This is a genomic window from Methanosarcina sp. WWM596, assembly GCF_000969965.1.
Classification (GTDB): domain Archaea; phylum Halobacteriota; class Methanosarcinia; order Methanosarcinales; family Methanosarcinaceae; genus Methanosarcina.
The window spans coordinates 1,984,998-2,000,960 of the sequence record NZ_CP009503.1 but is presented as its reverse complement, the minus strand read 5'-3'; the positions used below and the strand labels follow the sequence as shown (position 1 = coordinate 2,000,960).

The window sequence follows — 15,963 nt, the reverse complement described above, 5'->3', positions numbered from 1 at the left end:
ACCTTTGCTATGTTCTCCTCTTCTCGCCGCTATCTGAATTATCGATTCGTTTCATCATTCATTTTATATAGTCAGAATATTGTTTTATAGTTCATTTAATCTATCATTCAATCTATTAATTAGTATCACTTAACCTGTCAAATAGAGGCGGGAGTAATAACATATGAAAAGAAAATGGGAACGGGACTTAGGACTTCAGGGGCGGATGCTCTTTACGATGTTTCTTCTGGCAGCAGTTTATCTCTTTTTCCTGGCATTTCTTTCTTACTATGGAACGTCTCAAATTTTCATGGTATTATTTATCGGGCTTTTCATGGGCATTCAGTACTTCTACTCGGATAAAATGGTGCTCTGGACAACAGGAGCACATATTGTCTCTGAAAGTGAAGCACCGCAGCTGCATGATATGATCACCAGGTTATGTGCAATAGCCGACCTCCCGAAACCACAGGTAGCAATTGTCCAGACCCGAGTTCCAAATGCTTTTGCCACAGGCAGGAGCCCAGGTAAAGCTGTTGTTGCAGTCACAACAGGGATTATGGACAAACTCTCTCCAGCCGAACTTGAGGCAGTGCTTGCCCATGAACTGAGCCATGTAAAGAACAGGGACATGGCTGTCCTGACGATTGCCAGTTTTATCTCAACGGTGGCTTTCTACATTGTCCGCTACAGCCTCTACTTCGGAAATATGGGAGGAAATCGACGGCGGGACGGGGGAGGAATTATACTTGTCTGGATTGTTTCAATTGCAGTCTGGGTAATCAGCTTCCTGCTAATCCGTGCCCTTTCCCGCTACAGGGAATTTGCTGCAGACCGGGGGTCGGCAATCATTACCGGGCAGCCTGCAAATCTTGCCTCTGCCCTGATGAAGATAAGCGGGCTCATGGACAGGGTGCCAAACGAGGACCTCAGAAAGGTAGAGGGAATGAATGCCTTCTTCATTATCCCCGCAATCTCAGGTTCTTCGTTTATGAATCTCTTTTCCACTCATCCTTCAGTGGAAAAAAGGCTAGCTCAGCTTGAAAAGATGCAGAAGGAAATGAATTAAATAAGGCAAAGCTGAAGAAGAGTTTTTCAGAGGAGATAGGTTAAAATGGGTTTGCGGAATTTTCTGGATGCAATCACAGGGAGGAGCAGGCTTCCGAAAGCAAAAAGTGAAAAACTATTTGCAATCTCCACAGCCAGCATTACCCTTGAAAGCAATATGGGCCTTAAACCGTCAGGAGCTGCGGGAATTTGTTTTAAACCAATAGGGGCTACAGCTTATGAATCCGCCCGACAGGAGATCGAAGAGCTTCTTGAATATAGCTCAAAGGAGACTGAAACCGAGTTCAGGCTGAAAAAAGATGAGTTCGAATTCCTCTGGGCTATTTTTAAGGACCCTGATTTCGAAGACCTTGTTGCAAACATCCACCTCGTGAGCCAGACCCTGGAAGACCGCGGCTTTGGAGAGCAGATCCTCTGTGCTATTTACAGATTTGATAGCGAACCTGAAGCCGGGACAGCCAGATATGAAGGAAGATCCGGACAAAAGGCTGGCGGTGGAAAAGCAGTTTACTGGATCTACAATTTTAAACAGGGAACTTACTATCCTTTTATTCCGCTTTCTAACAGGCAGAGGGACAGCCCATTTGAATTCAGGCTTAGGACTGCAATGGAAAGGGAAATGCCTGTCGAAAAAAATGTTGAGAAATGGTATCCTCTCTGGGGGATTCCCTTTTAAACACACACCTTTTTTTTAATTTATAGACCAGAATAATTTCAGTTTAACTTTTCTTTTTACTTGTTACTTTTGAAAACTATAAGTTTGGCTTCATTAAATGAAGGTTTATATAGAAACAATCACTATTTAAATAGAAAAGGGTATTCTGATTTTCGATGCTTCTCTTTGGACACCTAGGTATTACGCTCGGGATATTTTTTGGGCTGGGAATTTTCATACCCCGATTAAGGACTATCATAGATCCACGATATCTGGCAATTGGAGCTATTCTCCCCGATTTAATAGACAAGCCTATAGGCGAAGTAATCTTTGCTTCAACTTTCGCAAACGGACGCATCATAGGCCATACCCTGCTATTTTCCCTTCTTCTCTTTATAATAGGCTTATACATGTACGGAAAAAGAAGAGATATCAGGGGTCTCTCTCTTACAGCTGGCTCTTTTTTACATCTCTTTGAAGATCAGATGGGATTAGATCCTCAAACTTTTCTCTGGCCCCTATTCGGATGGAGTTTTCCCAGAGAATCAAGAGATTACATTGGACTGGAACATCTACTAGAAATGCTTGAAGAATCTTTTCACCTTGAGTTCCTGCAAAATCACATGACTGAAATCCTTGGAGTGGTAATAGGGTTCGTTCTGGTTTATTACCTGTCGAAAAAATTAATCGGAAATGAAGAACTTTGATCAGGTCGTAAGAGAATAACTTTGAAAGTATTGGAAGGGAAAACTCTTATGAGATCGTAAAAAAAGAAACTTATAAGGTCAAAATGATTTTTATAATGAAATAGCCGCATATTATGAAGCCTGTTATGTAAAGTCCTGCTGTTAGAGTATCTGGTTTTTCATTGTTTTTTTTCATTCACTTTCCTCTTTTTCTTTATGTTATGTATTCTCTTCTTCAAAAGATTACAGTTGTACTATATCTGAATCTGTTATATATCTGAACATATGACACTATTTTTGAATGAACTTGTATTTTATACTTTTGAAACAGGTTTTTTGTTTAAGAGTACAAAGAGAACGCCCAGCCAGGCAACACCAATACTATCGATGACGATTATTTTTCGCAGAACACTTCCGTTAAATGTCTTTTTCCATACAGAAACATATTCGCTGGAAATGTAATTTTCAGCAGGATATTCTTGAAAGAGCTTGTCCAGTACCGATTTTTCCGAGCCGTTCGCTGTAAAGATAAAGATTTCATTTGCATATTCCGGATGAAAATAATCATTCGTTTTCTTATAGTCGAGATTTCTTGTTACAAATTCATTAAAAGTACCCGCTTCATATTGATAGAGTCCATAGTTTCTTTTTGCGTCAAAGGAGATGTAACAGATATCATATTTGTTTATGCCCACGATGGTATAGGTTTCATTTTCATAGTTAACCCTGCTGCCGATTGCCCGGGTCAGCATTTCATCGGTATATGCAAAGTGTTTTTTCAGCAATTTCTTTGAAATTGTAATTTCATGGGCGCCGTCCCGGGGAAGCCTGCCTTCTTCCAGATATTCTGCCCCGTAAGGGATAACAGTCTGATTAAGGTAATCCTGTGCTATAGGTTCAAGCACTGCAATGAGATTCAATTTATCCAGTAATCTACCTTCTCCTGCACCTGTATAAATAATGGGATCCAAATAACTGGGATCGTAAAGAACTACGTTTTCAACCCCGTCCATTGAAGCAATCTGAGGAATGTCTTCGTAGCTTATCATCCGGTCATAGTTCTCAGGATCAAGATCCAATTCGGCTCCTCTTACATAAACTGCATTAAGGTCCCCATATGTGTGGTCTGCCTGATAGACAGCAATAATATTGCCCGGAGGTATGGTTTCCGTACAAAAATTATTGGTAATCTGAGAATATGTGAACAGGGATAAGGCTATGATAACAAGTAATGTTAGTAAGACTGACAGAATTTTGATTTTTTTATTTGTAAAAATTATTTTTAGCCAACTCCTTGCTGTTAAAAGGGGAGTTTACCCTAATATTCGATAGATCCAGCTCTATAGATATTAATCTTGTTTTTTGTTTACTGGTCCGTTACTTATCAATATACGAGGTATTATAAGAGGCATTATGCGAAGGCATGCATTTATGAGGCATTATGTGAAGGCATTATGCAAGGGAGTGTGTGATCAAATGTTTTCACAAGTTTTTTAAACTGTCAATTAGTATTTAATGCGCATGCCTGTGCTAAATCTATACTTTCTCATCTTCGAGATTCTGGTTTTAGTGCTCTTTCTGGCCTGTCTGCAAAATGCATGGCAGCAGGGCTCCTGGGTGGTCTGGCAACTTCTTTCCGGGGTGCTATTCGGCTTGCTGCTGGAATGGGCTACAATCCAACAGCTCGACGCCTACGAATACGGACGCTTTCTTGTAATGCTTGGGCCTGTCCCTGTGGTCGTTGGGGTGGCCTGGGGAACTATTATCTATAGTGTTCGCTCCTTTTCCGAAAAAACCAACCTTCCGGAATGGGCACGCCCGGTGCTCGACGGCCTGATGGCCTTGAGCATCGACCTTTCCATGGATGCAATAGCAATCCGCCTGGGAATGTGGGATTGGGGAAAAGGTCTTGATTATCAGTTCTTCGGTGTTCCTTACAACAACTTCTGGGCATGGTTCTGGGTTGTGTTCTCATATTCAGCAAGCCTTCGATTGCTATCAAAGCTCCCTGGCTTTGGAGGACGCTGGTTCTCCCCTGCAGGGGCCATAATCTGTGGCACTGCGGGCGTGCTTATTACCAACGAGCTCATTACCAACATTCCCAATGACCTGATACATTACGCCACTATCGCTGCAGTCTTAGGAGGTGCTCTGCTATTGATTTTGGCATTACGCCCGGAAATCTCGGTCCGACCTCAGGCTGCAATTGTCTTTCTTGTGCCTCTCGGATTTCATGCCTATTTCCTGATAGCAGGATTGGTTTCAGGCGCCATCCTGAACCCACCCTTTTTGCTAGTGGTAAGTATAGTTATGAGCATAATAGCACTTGGGCTTCATCGAGATGCTCTAAATTACTGTTATCGGTCTAACAGAGAAAGCAAAACAGAAAAAGCAAGTAATTAAACCACCGACTAATAAAAAAGTAAGTTACCAGGGAAAAGTAAGGGACTAGATGAAATGTCGTATCAGAATGTTGCCGTTTCTGCTACGGATTTTTGTGATGGATATTATATTTTCATAATCAGTATGAAGATTCACTACCACCTCCTTTATATAAAAGCAAGTCGGATTTTTCTGTATGCAGGAAGAAGAGGAAAAAGAGCTTACAGCTTATTGCGGACTTTACTGCGCTGACTGTATCCATTTTCGGAACAAGCACAGTAAACTTGCGGGGCAGCTGAAAGAGGAGCTTGAGAATATAGACTTTCAGAGCTATGCCAGCGTAAAAAGTCCTTTTGGTTCGGAGTTCCAGCAGTACAATGTGTTTTTTACCATACTTGAAGCCCTTATGAACCACTACTGTTCTGAAGGCTGCAGAACCTCAGGAGGGTGTAGTGCAGCACCCTGCCAGATAATTCGGTGCTGCAGAGAAAAAGGCTACGAGGGGTGCTGGGAATGCGGGACTTTTGAAACCTGTGAGAAGTTCGAATTCTTAAAACCCCGCTGTGAAGCTTCGATAATGCATAACCTAAAAGAAATCAGGGAAAATGGTTTTGAAGGCTGGAGCAAGCGCCGCCGACCTATTTATAACTGGCAGCAGGTATGACCGAAGAAAGGTCTAAAAGGAAGGATCCAAAAGAAAGGATCCAAAAAAAAGGATCCAAAAGAAAGGATCCAAAAGGAGGGATCCAAAAGGAAGGATCAAAAGAAAGAAAGGAAACTTAAAATAACTCCTAAAGAAGTAATTAAATTTTATTACACTAAAAATTGAAGCACTCAAGAACCTTCCAGTAATCAAAAACTATTATCGTGTTATGGGCAGTGAAAAAAATAGGCACTGATTTCCTCGAATACTCCCAGAAGAACAGGTTTCCCTCAGTGCTTGTTATAGACAGGGACGAAAATGCATCTGCATCAAGAGAAGCTCAGGTTCTTAAAACCAGAAGTAGAAGAGAAACTAGGCAGTCTGAAACCTACTTTTACGCGATGGATATGCACGATATCCCATTTCTCCCAAGTTTAGGCATCCCTGAAAATATAATCCCTGCCGTGCCCTGTCACACGGTTGCGTATATGCTTAGACCTCCTGAAGTTCCCGATTAAGGAGACGAGGACAGAGGAAAACCACAAAATAAGCCTTCCTGAAATAGATAGCCCTGAAGAAAATTGTTCTGGGAAAAACAGACCTGTCAGACCTGTAAATGAACTCTTCATCAGACCTGAAGATCAAGGGCTCATGTCATTTTTCAAAAATATTGCATCGGCATTTCCCACAAATGTAATCGCAAGCAGTTACCCTGAGTATGCCTGAGTATGGCATGCTGTTTTTCTCATACGCAAGGGAGGGAGAAATCTGTCCGACCGACTGTCCCGGACTAAAAGACAGATGTCCGACCTTCAGAAGAAATAAACCGAAAACCATTACCGAATACACCAGGGAACTCAATAATACCATTCCTGACCAGGTCTTTGAGAGCCCCCAGATGAAGCCTGGAATAGGCGGGCTTAAGGGAGAAAAGTTCAAACAGAATATGCTGGAAATCATGGAGTTCATAAGTACGCTTCAGGAAGACAGAAGCTTGAAAAGGTCTGAAAAACTGGAGGATAGAGCTTTTTTCGTAGCTACTACCTACACATGCCATGGGGTTCTGAACTTCTTCTACGTTACCTGAGTTTACTTATCCAAAGTATCCGGCTGCCTTTCATAAACCGGCTTTCAGAGACAAAAGATACATCTGTCAGCAGGTCCGATACCTGTGAGGGAATTACAAAGATATATTTGTGGACACAAGCGGCTGGTACCATGAGTGAAATGAAAAGAAAAAAACGGCGTCTGGTAAAAAGATATCAGGCCTTTTTTCAGGCCCTTAACTTTAAGAATTTTATTTATTATTTTTCTCAGAAAATCATTCTTCAGATTCGCAGAAACTATGGTCTTCCTGAGGCGCCGAAAAGATACATGTCCCACAACTCTCTTCCCTCGATTCAAGGCTCCTGATTAACTGCAAAAGCGTTTGTTCATTTAAATCCTCTTTTTGCATGACAAACGAAACGTTGCTGTTTAACATCTTCGTTTCCTGCGTGTTCAGGTCTTTTGCGGTGCATAAGATTATCGGGATGTCCACAGTCTCAGGGTTTTTCTTGAGAGTCCTTATAACCTCAAAACCCGACACTTCAGGCATCATCAGATCCAGAATAATAGCATCCGGATGTTCGTTTGATGCCTTTTCAATTGCCTCCCTTCCTCCATATGCTTGGCTGATAATGTAATCTTCCTCTTTAATCAGGGAAACCATAAGTTCAACAGCCTCCTGGTCATTCGCGATCAGAATTTTTGGCGACTCTTTTTTCAGTTTCTCATTTAACCGATCCAGAGTTGAAAGCAGGATTGACTTTTCAACCGGCTTGACAAGATAGTCAAATGCACCCCAGAGCATATTACATTCACTCCGGTCATCTATTGGGAAGACAAGTACGGGAATTCCGGCAGTCTGGCTGTCTGTTTTCAGGTTTTTAAGCACTTCCCACCTATTCATTTCAGGCAGCATGAGTTCCAGAGTGATTGCAAAAGGTTTTAGCTTCCGGGCAAGGAATAGAGCCTGCTTCCCACTGGCAGCCTGGGCTACCCTGTAGCCGGCTTCCTTTAACGTAAATATGAGAAGTTCCCCGGACAACTTATCGTCTTCAACAACCACCACAAGCGGTTCGGAACCGTCTGACCCTTCAGACTCAAAAATATCAGGGAAATTATGTTCTCTGGTGTTTTCAACCTGACCTTCGGTTTCAGGTATTTTCATATTTTCCCCGGCTTTCAGGATTTCTACAGGCACTTCAAAAGTAAAGGTTGACCCCTTCCCGGGTTCGCTCTTAACCCATATACTGCCCCCGTGCATCTCTACGAATTTTTTGGATAGAACAAGACCAAGTCCGGTACCTTCGTATTTACGGCTAAGGGTAGAATCAATCTGTTTGAAGGGCTTGAAAAGATGTTTGATCTCATCTTTCGAAATCCCTATGCCTGTATCGGATACAGTAACCCGGATCCCGTTTTCGGATCTAGCCCCCACGACTTCAACTGAGCCGCCTTCAGGAGTGAACTTTATTGCATTGCTTACAAGATTGTACATAATCTGCTTGAAGCGAGTCCTATCCGCATAGATAAAGAAACCTGATTCCACATTGAAATTCATTGAAATATTTTTCTTCAGGGCGAGAGGGGAGCTTATATTCCTGGTATCGGCAAAAACATCATAAAGGGAGAAAAAGTCAAGCTCAAGATCCATTTTCCCAGCTTCTATCTTAGAAAGGTCCAGGATACTGTTTATGAGCGAGAGAAGATGTTTTCCACTGTTTGAGATATTTCCAAGAAACTTTCTATTAAGTTCGTCAAACTCACCTGTTGTCCCACCAAGCATGAGGTCCGAAAAACCGATTATGGAAGTAAGGGGAGTACGTAATTCATGGCTCATGGTCGCAAGGAATTCACTCATTGCGCGGTTTGCCCCTTCGGCTGCAAATTTTGCCTGCAAAAGTTCTTCTTCAGCCTTTATACGTTCAGAGAGGTCAATGAAACTTTCAATAAAATAACCTTTTCCTCCTATTGAAACAGGCACAACATTTCTGAGGATTGGTATAGGATCTCCTCTGGCTTTTAAAAGTAAACTCTCAGAGAGGTCTCCAGTCTGGTTCAGCGAAAGGGCAGTATCTCTTTCTTCTCCGGCCTGGCAGATTAACTGGCTGCAGACCATTCCTATGAGTTCCTTTTCGGAATAACCCGTAGTTTTCAGTGCAACAGGATTCGCATCCACGATTTTTCTGGAGGAAGCTTCGATCAGCAGGATACCACAAAGTGTATTGTCAAGGACGGTTTTGAGCCTTTCCCGATTATCCTGCTCCCACCGTTCTGCATTTTTCATGCTGGTAATATCCTGGGCTACAATCTGAATAATATTATTTTTTCTGTCGGTAAGGAACAGGTTAACTTCGATATCAATAATTTCCCCTTCAAGTTTCTGGTACCTCATTTCAAAATGAGAAGAATCCTGCTTGAAGGTTTCCCTAAGTGCCTGTTGAAGCTCAGGAAGGTACTCGGAAGGAATAAAGGACATCAGAGAAGCATTAAGTGGGCGCTTCTGCCCGAAACCGAAAATTTCACAACCTTTTATATTGATGTCCAGAACTTTTTTTCCATCCGAAATAATAACAGCATCATTGGACTGTTCAAACAAAGCCCTGTACATCATATTTTTTTCCCTGAGGCCGCCTTCTGCTTCCCTGTAAAGTGTGATGGTACTTTCAAGTTCCATCCATCTTCTGAGAGAAAATATTCCCAATCCAAAAGAGGTATACACCGAAAGAATGAGCAGGAGCCCCATATCATCACGACTATAATTTTCAACAAACAATACAACAGATTCAAAAAGATTATAGTTAGAAGCTGCCAGTGTAAATATAAAACCCAGGCCCAGAATAACCATGAGTTCGTTAGACCTTTTTATGAACGGCGACTTTGAAATATTTTCCATTCCTCATCCCCCTTAAAGGACCAGAACCTGTGTAGATCCCCCACAATACCTGGCATCCACTTGTGCACATATATAATATTGATTTGAAGCTGTCGATGTCATTGGGCTTTGAGATATATCTGCTGCACCCTGCGTTTAAGAACCTTGCTTCTATAGTAATTTTGAGTGCTTCAAACCAATCCCCGAGTTCTCTACTCACATAACCAAAAGTAGTAAGAAGGAACCCTATAAGTCCTATAATTGCAGGACTATCCTCAACTACAAGAACACATTTCATTTCCATGACCTCTCAATCTTTATATATTAAGAGACCTGGCAAAATACAGATGCTTCTCTGGAAAAGTTATCATTTCCCCAGCCTCTGGACTGATATATTAAAAAAATATACCTACCAGCCCATCTAAAGAAATATAAGACCGTGTAAAGAAATATATATATTTGTAAACCAGAGTTAGAAGCAAAGAGTATCTTTGGCAGACTCGATCAGACAATTGCATCAGGTACTCTGTCATTTTCCCCAATTTGAAAAACTTACCAGACAGTAAGTTAAATATCCAATTCGTTTTCCCCAGATATGATATAATTTATTAAATTATAAGAGTTAAACAGTAATTGTACTACATACATATAAAAATTTTGTTTATTGCCAAGAAAAAGCCGGATCAGCAGGTAAATGGAACTGATTTTCTTAAAAAAATGAGTTATGTTTTCCAGAAAACAGGAGAATAGCCGGAAAATGATCAAAGAATAATTGGAGAATAGTCGGAGAGTAATCGGAGAGCAACTGGAGAGTAACCGGAGAATGACCGGAGAATAACCGGAGAGTGACCGGAGAATGACCGGAGAATGACCAGAGAATAACCAGAAAATAACCAGAAAATAACCAGAGAATAACCGAAAAATAACCGGAGAGTAACCGGAGAGTGACCGTAGAATAACCAGAAAATAACCAGGGAAAAACTCTTCAGCTAAATGCAGAAGACCGTGTATATCTGAATAAAGGAAAAAAGAACTTTTAGCGTTCGAAACTTTTATACTTATTATTTTCCTCTTATATTTTCCTATAATTCCCCTTCGTAACCGGCCAAAAACTCTGCATACACAGGATAATGGTCCGAAATGAAGTCCGTTTCTTCAGGCGTCAGTGTATGCCAGGTTATACCTGAATACCCCTGCATTTACTGCAAAATGGGTCTACATGTTGTCTGTAAATATAACCCGGTCATAGGTGCAGTCCGTCTTTCCGGTTGTTGTATCCGTGCTGTTGTCTATCAGCCAGTAATATTCTTCACCGCTCATGGAACTTGCTTTCTCTTCATCAAAATAAGAGCCGTCAGCGTTCAAATCGCCCATGATTATGAAGTCGTCCTCATTCGGGCAGGCTTCCCTTACATAGTCAACGACTGCGGGCAGGGAATTGATTTCTTCGGTGGCTTCTTCAGGGTCGGTATGGACACAAGTGTAAAGCCAAAAGTTTCGTCCAGGTCCTCAAAGGATGCAATGTAGGGCTCCCTGTGAAAGGGATCCGTACCCTTGGTTTGGAATATGTTAAAGGTTCACCTACCAGTTTTACTTTTGTAGTGTCATACAGATAGGCATATTGTTCCTTACTCGAAGTCCTGCCAAGCCTTTCACTAACTACAAAAGAATAGCTATCTCACTGTTTATAACCTCGACCAGCTCAGAAAGGGCAGTCTGCGAACTATCCCAAATTTTCTGAACGGCAACAACATCATAAGTGTAAATTGTTTCGGCAAGAATATTCATGGCCTCAGGATTCGAAGCCCTTTTAACTCCAAATAACTGGATATTGAAAATTCCGACCTTTACAATCTCACCGGAATAATTAACTGAAGATATCGCAGGAGCACTGCGCGAGTCTCACGCAGGTCAGATTCATTCTTATGGTTTATCTCTCCCTTATCAGAGGATCCTCACTTGAAAATGAATAAATATAGAACCCTATACTAATTTTGAAATTTTTAATCTGAACATACTTTTTGCTTTGAGACAATATTTCATATAAGTAATTTAAAATAAGTGTGAGAAAGTATTAAATTTCACAATTAGTTATAAGTTTTTGAATATTATCTCAAAAACTGAGTTTTAATCACAAGGAGAACCCTCCATGAAAGTATTGATTGTAGATGACGACCCCTCATTTTTAGAACTATCAAAGACATTTTTAGAAGTTTTCCACAATATACCCTCCGATACTGTGGATTCTGCCAGAGAAGCTCTCAAGATGTTAGAGAAAGACTCCTATGATGTAATAGTTTCGGACTATGATATGCCTGTTATGAATGGTCTCACGCTCCTAAAGACTATCCGTGATAATAAAATCGACATTCCTTTCATTCTATTTACAGGGGTCGGAGAAGAACTTATGTACCAGGCAATGCAAAATGGTGCAAATTCTTTCATTCTGAAAACGAGTGACCCGAAAACTCAGTATTCAGAGTTATCAAAACGAATCTCGCAGGTTGCAAATAGCAACAGGGCACAAAATTCATAATATGTAAATATTATCATAATAATCATCTATATTCATGGCTGGTGTTTGACTTCCAGTTGTATATCAGGCTTTCCAATTTTTTTTACTTTTTTTAATTATAAGGCAGGAAGTCCCCTTCCTCGGAGCATAAGCGACAGGTGGGAGATGAAAGCCGTCAACTTCTACAAAACAACAGTAGCATAATTATTTACACTTATAGTTACATCTATATAATAATAACTATGAAGTGTAAACTGGATTGTAGGAGCCATTCTGTGTATTCACTCCATTATCATTTCGTTCAGTGTGTGAAATATAGGAGAAAAGCTCTAACGAACCCTTTAGTTGTTGATTTTCTAAAAACTAAAATCCATAACATAAGTGAAACATTCGATGTTGAAGTGCTGAATATAGAGTGTGACAAAGACCATTTTCACTTGTTATTTTCAGCAAAACCTTCGCTTGATATTTCAAAATATATCAACACCATCAAGACAATAACTTCAAGGGAGATTCGTAAAAACTTCCCTGAAGTAAAAACTATGTTATGGAAAGATACGTTCTGGTCAAGATCGTATTTTATCGCATTGATAGGGCAAGTAACCTTAGATATACTGAAGCAATATGTGGAAAACCAGGGCAAATATGCATCTGACGAAGAATATAAAGATCAACCCAACTGAAGAAAAGACACGACATGCCTCTTTGGGAAAGAATTATGAATCTTTGGGAAAGAATTATGAAATGTGATTGCGGAAACGTTATTGATAGAGATAGAAATAGTGCTATCAACATCATGAAGCGATTCTTATCACAAAGTGCTTTGTTGACAGGCTATCAGAGATTTTCTGATAATCTTCGACAAACAGGATTATAGATGGATACTTGCATCACTGCAAATATCCAGTTGACGTAACCACTCGAAGGAAGCTCCGTCCTCGCTTTCATCAGAAAGTAGGGCGGGGTAGTTCACTGAGTTTAATATATCTTGTAGTACCCTAATATAGGATCAGCCTGGAATATTTACAACTAGAAACTCAACTAAAGATTTTAATAATTCTATTTTTCATTCAGGAGGAGGAAGTTACGGTTAATCTCAAGAAAGATTCGGGTAAAGAGGAACTTTCTACTGAAAGCGTTCCCAATGAAAAAGAAAAAAGAATAGAGGAAAAGGAAGAAGAAAAAAAGAAGGAAAAGGAAAAGGAAAAGGGGAAAAAAGGAGAAAACCACGCGGTTCTGTTTGAAAGATACAGGCAGAGGTTAAGAGATCTGGATTCTGAACTGGTCACACCGGAAGATGAGATCGTCTTAAAAGAAGCCTTCAGGCACGCAAAAGAGGTTTTAGAGCCTGAAGAACTGATAAGCTGGTATATAAATTCAGCCGAGCCGTTCTACAGGTCTGCAACCTGGGAAGTACTTTTACCCATGTATAAAGAACTGCTTGATACTGCGGAAAGAGAACTGGGACCAGAAGATCCTGGAACTGCAGCTGTGTTGAATGGGCTTGCAGGGATTTACCGGTATATGGGAAAGCATGAAGAAGCCCTGGAGTTATTTTCAAGAGCCCTAAACATCCGGGAAAAAGTATCAGGTCCGGAGCAGCCTGAGACCGGAGACACGCTGGGTGAACTTGGAATTCTCTACTATGTCATGGACAGGCAGAAAGAAGCCCTTTTGTATTATAGCCGGGCTCTTGAAATCCAGGAAAAGTTTCTGAGCCCGGAGAATCCTGGAGCTGTAAGAACACTTAACAGGATGGCTTTTTTATATAAAGGAATGGAAAGGCCGGAAAAAGCGGAAGAACTTTTCATCCGTGCCCTCGGACTGCTTGAAAAACTAGCGGAAAAGGAGCCTGAGAATAAAAAAGTCCTGGCTTATACTGCCGGCACTCTGAACAATCTTGGCGTCCTTCTCTCGGAAATGGGTAAACTTGAGGAAGCCGAGGAAAGATACGGGCAGGCTCTAAAACTTCAGGAGAATGTATATGGAAAGGAGCATCCCCAGATAGCCCAGACCTTAAACAACCTTGCCCTGCTTTATTTCCAGACAACAAGGTATGAAAAAGCCCTTATTCTCTATACGCGTTCTCTTGAGATAATGGAAACTCTGGGAAAAACCGAACATGCCGGCTTTGCCACGACCCTGAACAACCTTGCAGGCGTCTACGTACAGAAAGGCCGCCACGAAAAAGCCCTTGAATTTTACACGCGAGCCCTCGAAACCCGTGAACGCATTCTTGGTCCGGACAATTCAGAAGTTGCAAAGACTTTAAACAATCTTGGCGAACTGCACAGAATCCTGGGCCAGCACAAAAAAGCCCTTCCCCTCTACACACGAGCCCTCAAGATTTATGAAAATACACTCGGCCCCACCCACCCCGATGTCGGAACAACTCTGAACAACCTTGCAGGCCTTCATGAAAGCATGGAGGAATACGAAACCGCAATCGACCTCTACGAAAAAGCTCTTGACATAATCGAAAAAGAATACGGTCCCGACCACCCATATTTCAAGATCACAAGAAATAACTTACTGGGCCTGTACGAAAAAATGGAGAGGAGCTGGCGGAAATAAGGATTATTTTTAACATATAAATAATAACGGTTCGGATGAAATACGGTCTTTAATCCGGGACCTATATTTAATGTTTTTACCTCAACTATTTTTTCAGAGTATAACAACCGGCACACCAGTACCTTAAAACTTATTTTTTATTTCTTTTATTTTACGGAAAAACTGAACTGTGTGTGACAGATTTATTTTAAAAATATATACTAAATGATAAATTAATAAAGTTATATGCGTGTCCAGTTTTCTCTTTTAATTACTAGATCGTATTCACACCATTTCTATGTAATTAATTGGAGTAGATCAGATGAATAAGAATAAAAGATCAAAACTTATCGTTTTGGTTTTAATGATCCTGTTTTTTGGGATAGTGTTTATTCCGGCGGCAAATGCCACTTCAGAAAAATCTGCAAATGAGAAGGAAGGGAAGAGACCGAAATCGTGACCCAGGAATCTAAAGTGTTTACCCTGAAGACGAAACTTATATTTGGTGGACTGCTGCTTCTTCACCTGTTGTAACTTATCCCCAATGGACGTACTCAAAGATTACATCTCCCTTCAAAATTTATGTGAAAGTCGAAGACCCTATAAACCTTCTCTGGGAAGATAAAGGTCTGAATAATATTAAGAAAGTAATCCTGACTCAAAAATGGGTTGATAACCCTGTAGAAGACACTCATTCTCTTTCGTATTCCGATGGAAGCTGGGTTGCCGGGACGGAGTGGCTGACAGCAAAATAAGTGCTATAGTGATTACTATAATGCCTAATTACTATAATGCCTAATTACTATAATGCCTAATTACTATAATGCCTAATTACTATAATGCCTAATTACTATAATGCCTAATTACTATAATGCCTAATTACTATAATGCCTAATTACTATAATGCCTATAATAACGAAAATGCAAAATATTTCTGAGAATTTTAAAAAGTAGTACATTTCAAGTAAGAAACTTAAACAATACTCTTTAATCGATGTGAAAAAAATTCAGAATATATGAGAAAAAAGGATAACGGTTTCCGGATTAAATTCAGGAAGCCGACCAATCCATAAAGCTTTGCTATGCCCCAGAAAGAAATTAAAGACCATCAGGGACCAGGGTTAATTCGCAAAAAGCAGTACGAAAGGAACCATCACTACATAAGTGCCATCCAGGAGGGTATACTGTAAAAACAAATGCCCTTTCCTGTAAGGTTCATGAACGAGGTATTCGATGAGAAAGATAAAATAAGGCAGTGAAATAAGCAATCCCAGACAGGAGGGAGGAAAAGCCCTAAGGAAAAATCCCGCAAGTGTGAGAATTGCTACTATCCCGTTGATGAAATGGAGAAAATATTTCGTTTTTTGAATGCCTAAAACAAGAGGAAAAGTATCCACACCATTAATACGGTCTGCTTCAAGGTCTTTCATGTCATAGATGATCGTATTCATCGCTTCATTAAGAATGGTACGTAAATAGAGAAGTACCATAGCTATAAAATTAGTTGTCTGAAAATAGAGCCCGGTATAAAGGACAACAAAACCCAATCCAATCCCCACCATC

20 protein-coding genes are annotated in these 15,963 nt (G+C 40.6%); 16 read left to right on the top strand and 4 right to left on the bottom strand.

The window, feature by feature from the left end; translation table 11 throughout:
• Positions 1-163: 163 nt before the first annotated feature.
• From htpX to MSWHS_RS08810, 3 genes are all read left to right on the top strand, one after another.
• A complete protein-coding gene (gene htpX / locus MSWHS_RS08820; RefSeq protein WP_048127866.1) occupies positions 164-1,048 on the top strand; it encodes a zinc metalloprotease HtpX in 885 nt (294 codons plus the stop codon).
• Between the two features lie 45 nt (positions 1,049-1,093).
• Positions 1,094-1,723 carry a hypothetical protein gene (locus MSWHS_RS08815; protein ID WP_048127868.1) on the top strand — a complete coding sequence of 210 codons (630 nt, stop codon included), beginning with the start codon at positions 1,094-1,096 and terminating at the stop codon, positions 1,721-1,723.
• Between the two features lie 155 nt (positions 1,724-1,878).
• Entirely contained in the window at positions 1,879-2,409 is a 531-nt protein-coding gene (locus MSWHS_RS08810; RefSeq protein WP_048127870.1) for a metal-dependent hydrolase, read from the top strand.
• A gap of 293 nt (positions 2,410-2,702) precedes the next feature.
• On the opposite strand, the gene MSWHS_RS08805 is transcribed toward MSWHS_RS08810, so the two are convergent.
• Positions 2,703-3,596, bottom strand: a complete 894-nt coding sequence (locus MSWHS_RS08805; RefSeq protein ID WP_369798980.1) for an ABC transporter permease — start codon at positions 3,594-3,596, stop codon at positions 2,703-2,705.
• Between the two features lie 313 nt (positions 3,597-3,909).
• On the opposite strand from MSWHS_RS08805, the gene MSWHS_RS08800 reads away from it, so the two are divergent.
• The 6 genes from MSWHS_RS08800 (at position 3,910) to MSWHS_RS21480 (ending at position 6,500) form a co-directional block, all read left to right on the top strand.
• Positions 3,910-4,791 carry a carotenoid biosynthesis protein gene (locus MSWHS_RS08800; RefSeq protein ID WP_231585680.1) on the top strand — a complete coding sequence of 294 codons (882 nt, stop codon included), beginning with the start codon at positions 3,910-3,912 and terminating at the stop codon, positions 4,789-4,791.
• Between the two features lie 175 nt (positions 4,792-4,966).
• Positions 4,967-5,434, top strand: coding sequence for a DUF3795 domain-containing protein (locus tag MSWHS_RS08795; protein ID WP_048127878.1), 468 nt, complete (start codon positions 4,967-4,969; stop codon positions 5,432-5,434).
• Entirely contained in the window at positions 5,431-5,553 is a 123-nt protein-coding gene (locus tag MSWHS_RS21980; protein WP_255350455.1) for a hypothetical protein, read from the top strand. Before MSWHS_RS08795 ends, MSWHS_RS21980 begins: the two co-directional genes overlap by 4 nt.
• 96 nt (positions 5,554-5,649) lie before the next feature.
• Positions 5,650-5,931 (top strand): hypothetical protein, encoded by a 282-nt coding sequence (locus MSWHS_RS21490; RefSeq protein WP_231585679.1) that lies wholly within the window; start codon positions 5,650-5,652, stop codon positions 5,929-5,931.
• Positions 5,894-6,139, top strand: a complete 246-nt coding sequence (locus tag MSWHS_RS21485; protein WP_231585678.1) for a hypothetical protein — start codon at positions 5,894-5,896, stop codon at positions 6,137-6,139. The genes MSWHS_RS21490 and MSWHS_RS21485 overlap by 38 nt, the downstream gene beginning before the upstream one ends.
• Complete coding sequence (locus MSWHS_RS21480; protein WP_231585677.1) at positions 6,132-6,500, top strand: hypothetical protein; 369 nt, start codon at positions 6,132-6,134, stop codon at positions 6,498-6,500. Before MSWHS_RS21485 ends, MSWHS_RS21480 begins: the two co-directional genes overlap by 8 nt.
• 234 nt (positions 6,501-6,734) lie before the next feature.
• On the opposite strand, the gene MSWHS_RS08785 is transcribed toward MSWHS_RS21480, so the two are convergent.
• The gene (locus MSWHS_RS08785; RefSeq protein WP_048127880.1) at positions 6,735-9,353 is read right to left on the bottom strand and encodes a PAS domain-containing hybrid sensor histidine kinase/response regulator; all 2,619 of its coding nucleotides are present in this window, start codon (positions 9,351-9,353) and stop codon (positions 6,735-6,737) included.
• Positions 9,313-9,630: a response regulator gene (locus MSWHS_RS21475; protein WP_052723154.1), complete on the bottom strand. Its 318-nt coding sequence runs from the start codon at positions 9,628-9,630 to the stop codon at positions 9,313-9,315. The genes MSWHS_RS08785 and MSWHS_RS21475 overlap by 41 nt, the downstream gene beginning before the upstream one ends.
• A gap of 842 nt (positions 9,631-10,472) precedes the next feature.
• Here MSWHS_RS21475 and MSWHS_RS20245 point away from each other — a divergent pair.
• From MSWHS_RS20245 to MSWHS_RS20230, 7 genes are all read left to right on the top strand, one after another.
• Positions 10,473-10,859: a hypothetical protein gene (locus tag MSWHS_RS20245; RefSeq protein WP_156148123.1), complete on the top strand. Its 387-nt coding sequence runs from the start codon at positions 10,473-10,475 to the stop codon at positions 10,857-10,859.
• A 622-nt stretch (positions 10,860-11,481) separates the two neighbouring features.
• Positions 11,482-11,868: a response regulator gene (locus MSWHS_RS08780; protein WP_048127882.1), complete on the top strand. Its 387-nt coding sequence runs from the start codon at positions 11,482-11,484 to the stop codon at positions 11,866-11,868.
• 221 nt (positions 11,869-12,089) lie between these two features.
• Complete coding sequence (tnpA, locus tag MSWHS_RS08775) at positions 12,090-12,530, top strand: IS200/IS605 family transposase (RefSeq protein WP_048130345.1); 441 nt, start codon at positions 12,090-12,092, stop codon at positions 12,528-12,530.
• A 14-nt stretch (positions 12,531-12,544) separates the two neighbouring features.
• Positions 12,545-12,724, top strand: a complete 180-nt coding sequence (locus MSWHS_RS20240) for a zinc ribbon domain-containing protein (RefSeq protein WP_369798971.1) — start codon at positions 12,545-12,547, stop codon at positions 12,722-12,724.
• 284 nt (positions 12,725-13,008) lie between these two features.
• Positions 13,009-14,421: a tetratricopeptide repeat protein gene (locus MSWHS_RS08770; RefSeq protein ID WP_255350517.1), complete on the top strand. Its 1,413-nt coding sequence runs from the start codon at positions 13,009-13,011 to the stop codon at positions 14,419-14,421.
• Positions 14,422-14,722: 301 nt separating this feature from the next.
• The gene (locus MSWHS_RS20235; protein ID WP_156148124.1) at positions 14,723-14,860 is read left to right on the top strand and encodes a hypothetical protein; all 138 of its coding nucleotides are present in this window, start codon (positions 14,723-14,725) and stop codon (positions 14,858-14,860) included.
• 124 nt (positions 14,861-14,984) lie between these two features.
• Positions 14,985-15,155: a hypothetical protein gene (locus tag MSWHS_RS20230; RefSeq protein ID WP_156148125.1), complete on the top strand. Its 171-nt coding sequence runs from the start codon at positions 14,985-14,987 to the stop codon at positions 15,153-15,155.
• A 366-nt stretch (positions 15,156-15,521) separates the two neighbouring features.
• Here MSWHS_RS20230 and MSWHS_RS08760 read toward each other — a convergent pair whose 3' ends face one another.
• A complete protein-coding gene (locus MSWHS_RS08760) occupies positions 15,522-15,947 on the bottom strand; it encodes a UbiA prenyltransferase family protein (RefSeq protein ID WP_231585675.1) in 426 nt (141 codons plus the stop codon).
• Between the last annotated feature and the right edge of the window lie 16 nt (positions 15,948-15,963).

Excerpts from the sequence above, each read along its gene's own strand:
- MSWHS_RS08795 (WP_048127878.1), top strand. The coding sequence starts at position 4,967 with ATGCAGGAAGAAGAGGAAAAAGAGCTTACAGCTTATTGCGGACTTTAC.
- MSWHS_RS21475 (WP_052723154.1), bottom strand. The coding sequence starts at position 9,630 with ATGAAATGTGTTCTTGTAGTTGAGGATAGTCCTGCAATTATAGGACTT.
- MSWHS_RS21980 (WP_255350455.1), top strand. The coding sequence starts at position 5,431 with ATGACCGAAGAAAGGTCTAAAAGGAAGGATCCAAAAGAAAGGATCCAA.
- MSWHS_RS20245 (WP_156148123.1), top strand. The coding sequence starts at position 10,473 with ATGAAGTCCGTTTCTTCAGGCGTCAGTGTATGCCAGGTTATACCTGAA.
- MSWHS_RS08785 (WP_048127880.1), bottom strand. The coding sequence starts at position 9,353 with ATGGAAAATATTTCAAAGTCGCCGTTCATAAAAAGGTCTAACGAACTC.
- MSWHS_RS08815 (WP_048127868.1), top strand. The coding sequence starts at position 1,094 with ATGGGTTTGCGGAATTTTCTGGATGCAATCACAGGGAGGAGCAGGCTT.
- tnpA (WP_048130345.1), top strand. The coding sequence starts at position 12,090 with ATGAAGTGTAAACTGGATTGTAGGAGCCATTCTGTGTATTCACTCCAT.
- MSWHS_RS08810 (WP_048127870.1), top strand. The coding sequence starts at position 1,879 with ATGCTTCTCTTTGGACACCTAGGTATTACGCTCGGGATATTTTTTGGG.
- MSWHS_RS20235 (WP_156148124.1), top strand. The coding sequence starts at position 14,723 with ATGAATAAGAATAAAAGATCAAAACTTATCGTTTTGGTTTTAATGATC.
- MSWHS_RS08780 (WP_048127882.1), top strand. The coding sequence starts at position 11,482 with ATGAAAGTATTGATTGTAGATGACGACCCCTCATTTTTAGAACTATCA.
- MSWHS_RS21480 (WP_231585677.1), top strand. The coding sequence starts at position 6,132 with ATGCCTGAGTATGGCATGCTGTTTTTCTCATACGCAAGGGAGGGAGAA.
- htpX (WP_048127866.1), top strand. The coding sequence starts at position 164 with ATGAAAAGAAAATGGGAACGGGACTTAGGACTTCAGGGGCGGATGCTC.
- MSWHS_RS08800 (WP_231585680.1), top strand. The coding sequence starts at position 3,910 with ATGCCTGTGCTAAATCTATACTTTCTCATCTTCGAGATTCTGGTTTTA.
- MSWHS_RS20240 (WP_369798971.1), top strand. The coding sequence starts at position 12,545 with ATGCCTCTTTGGGAAAGAATTATGAATCTTTGGGAAAGAATTATGAAA.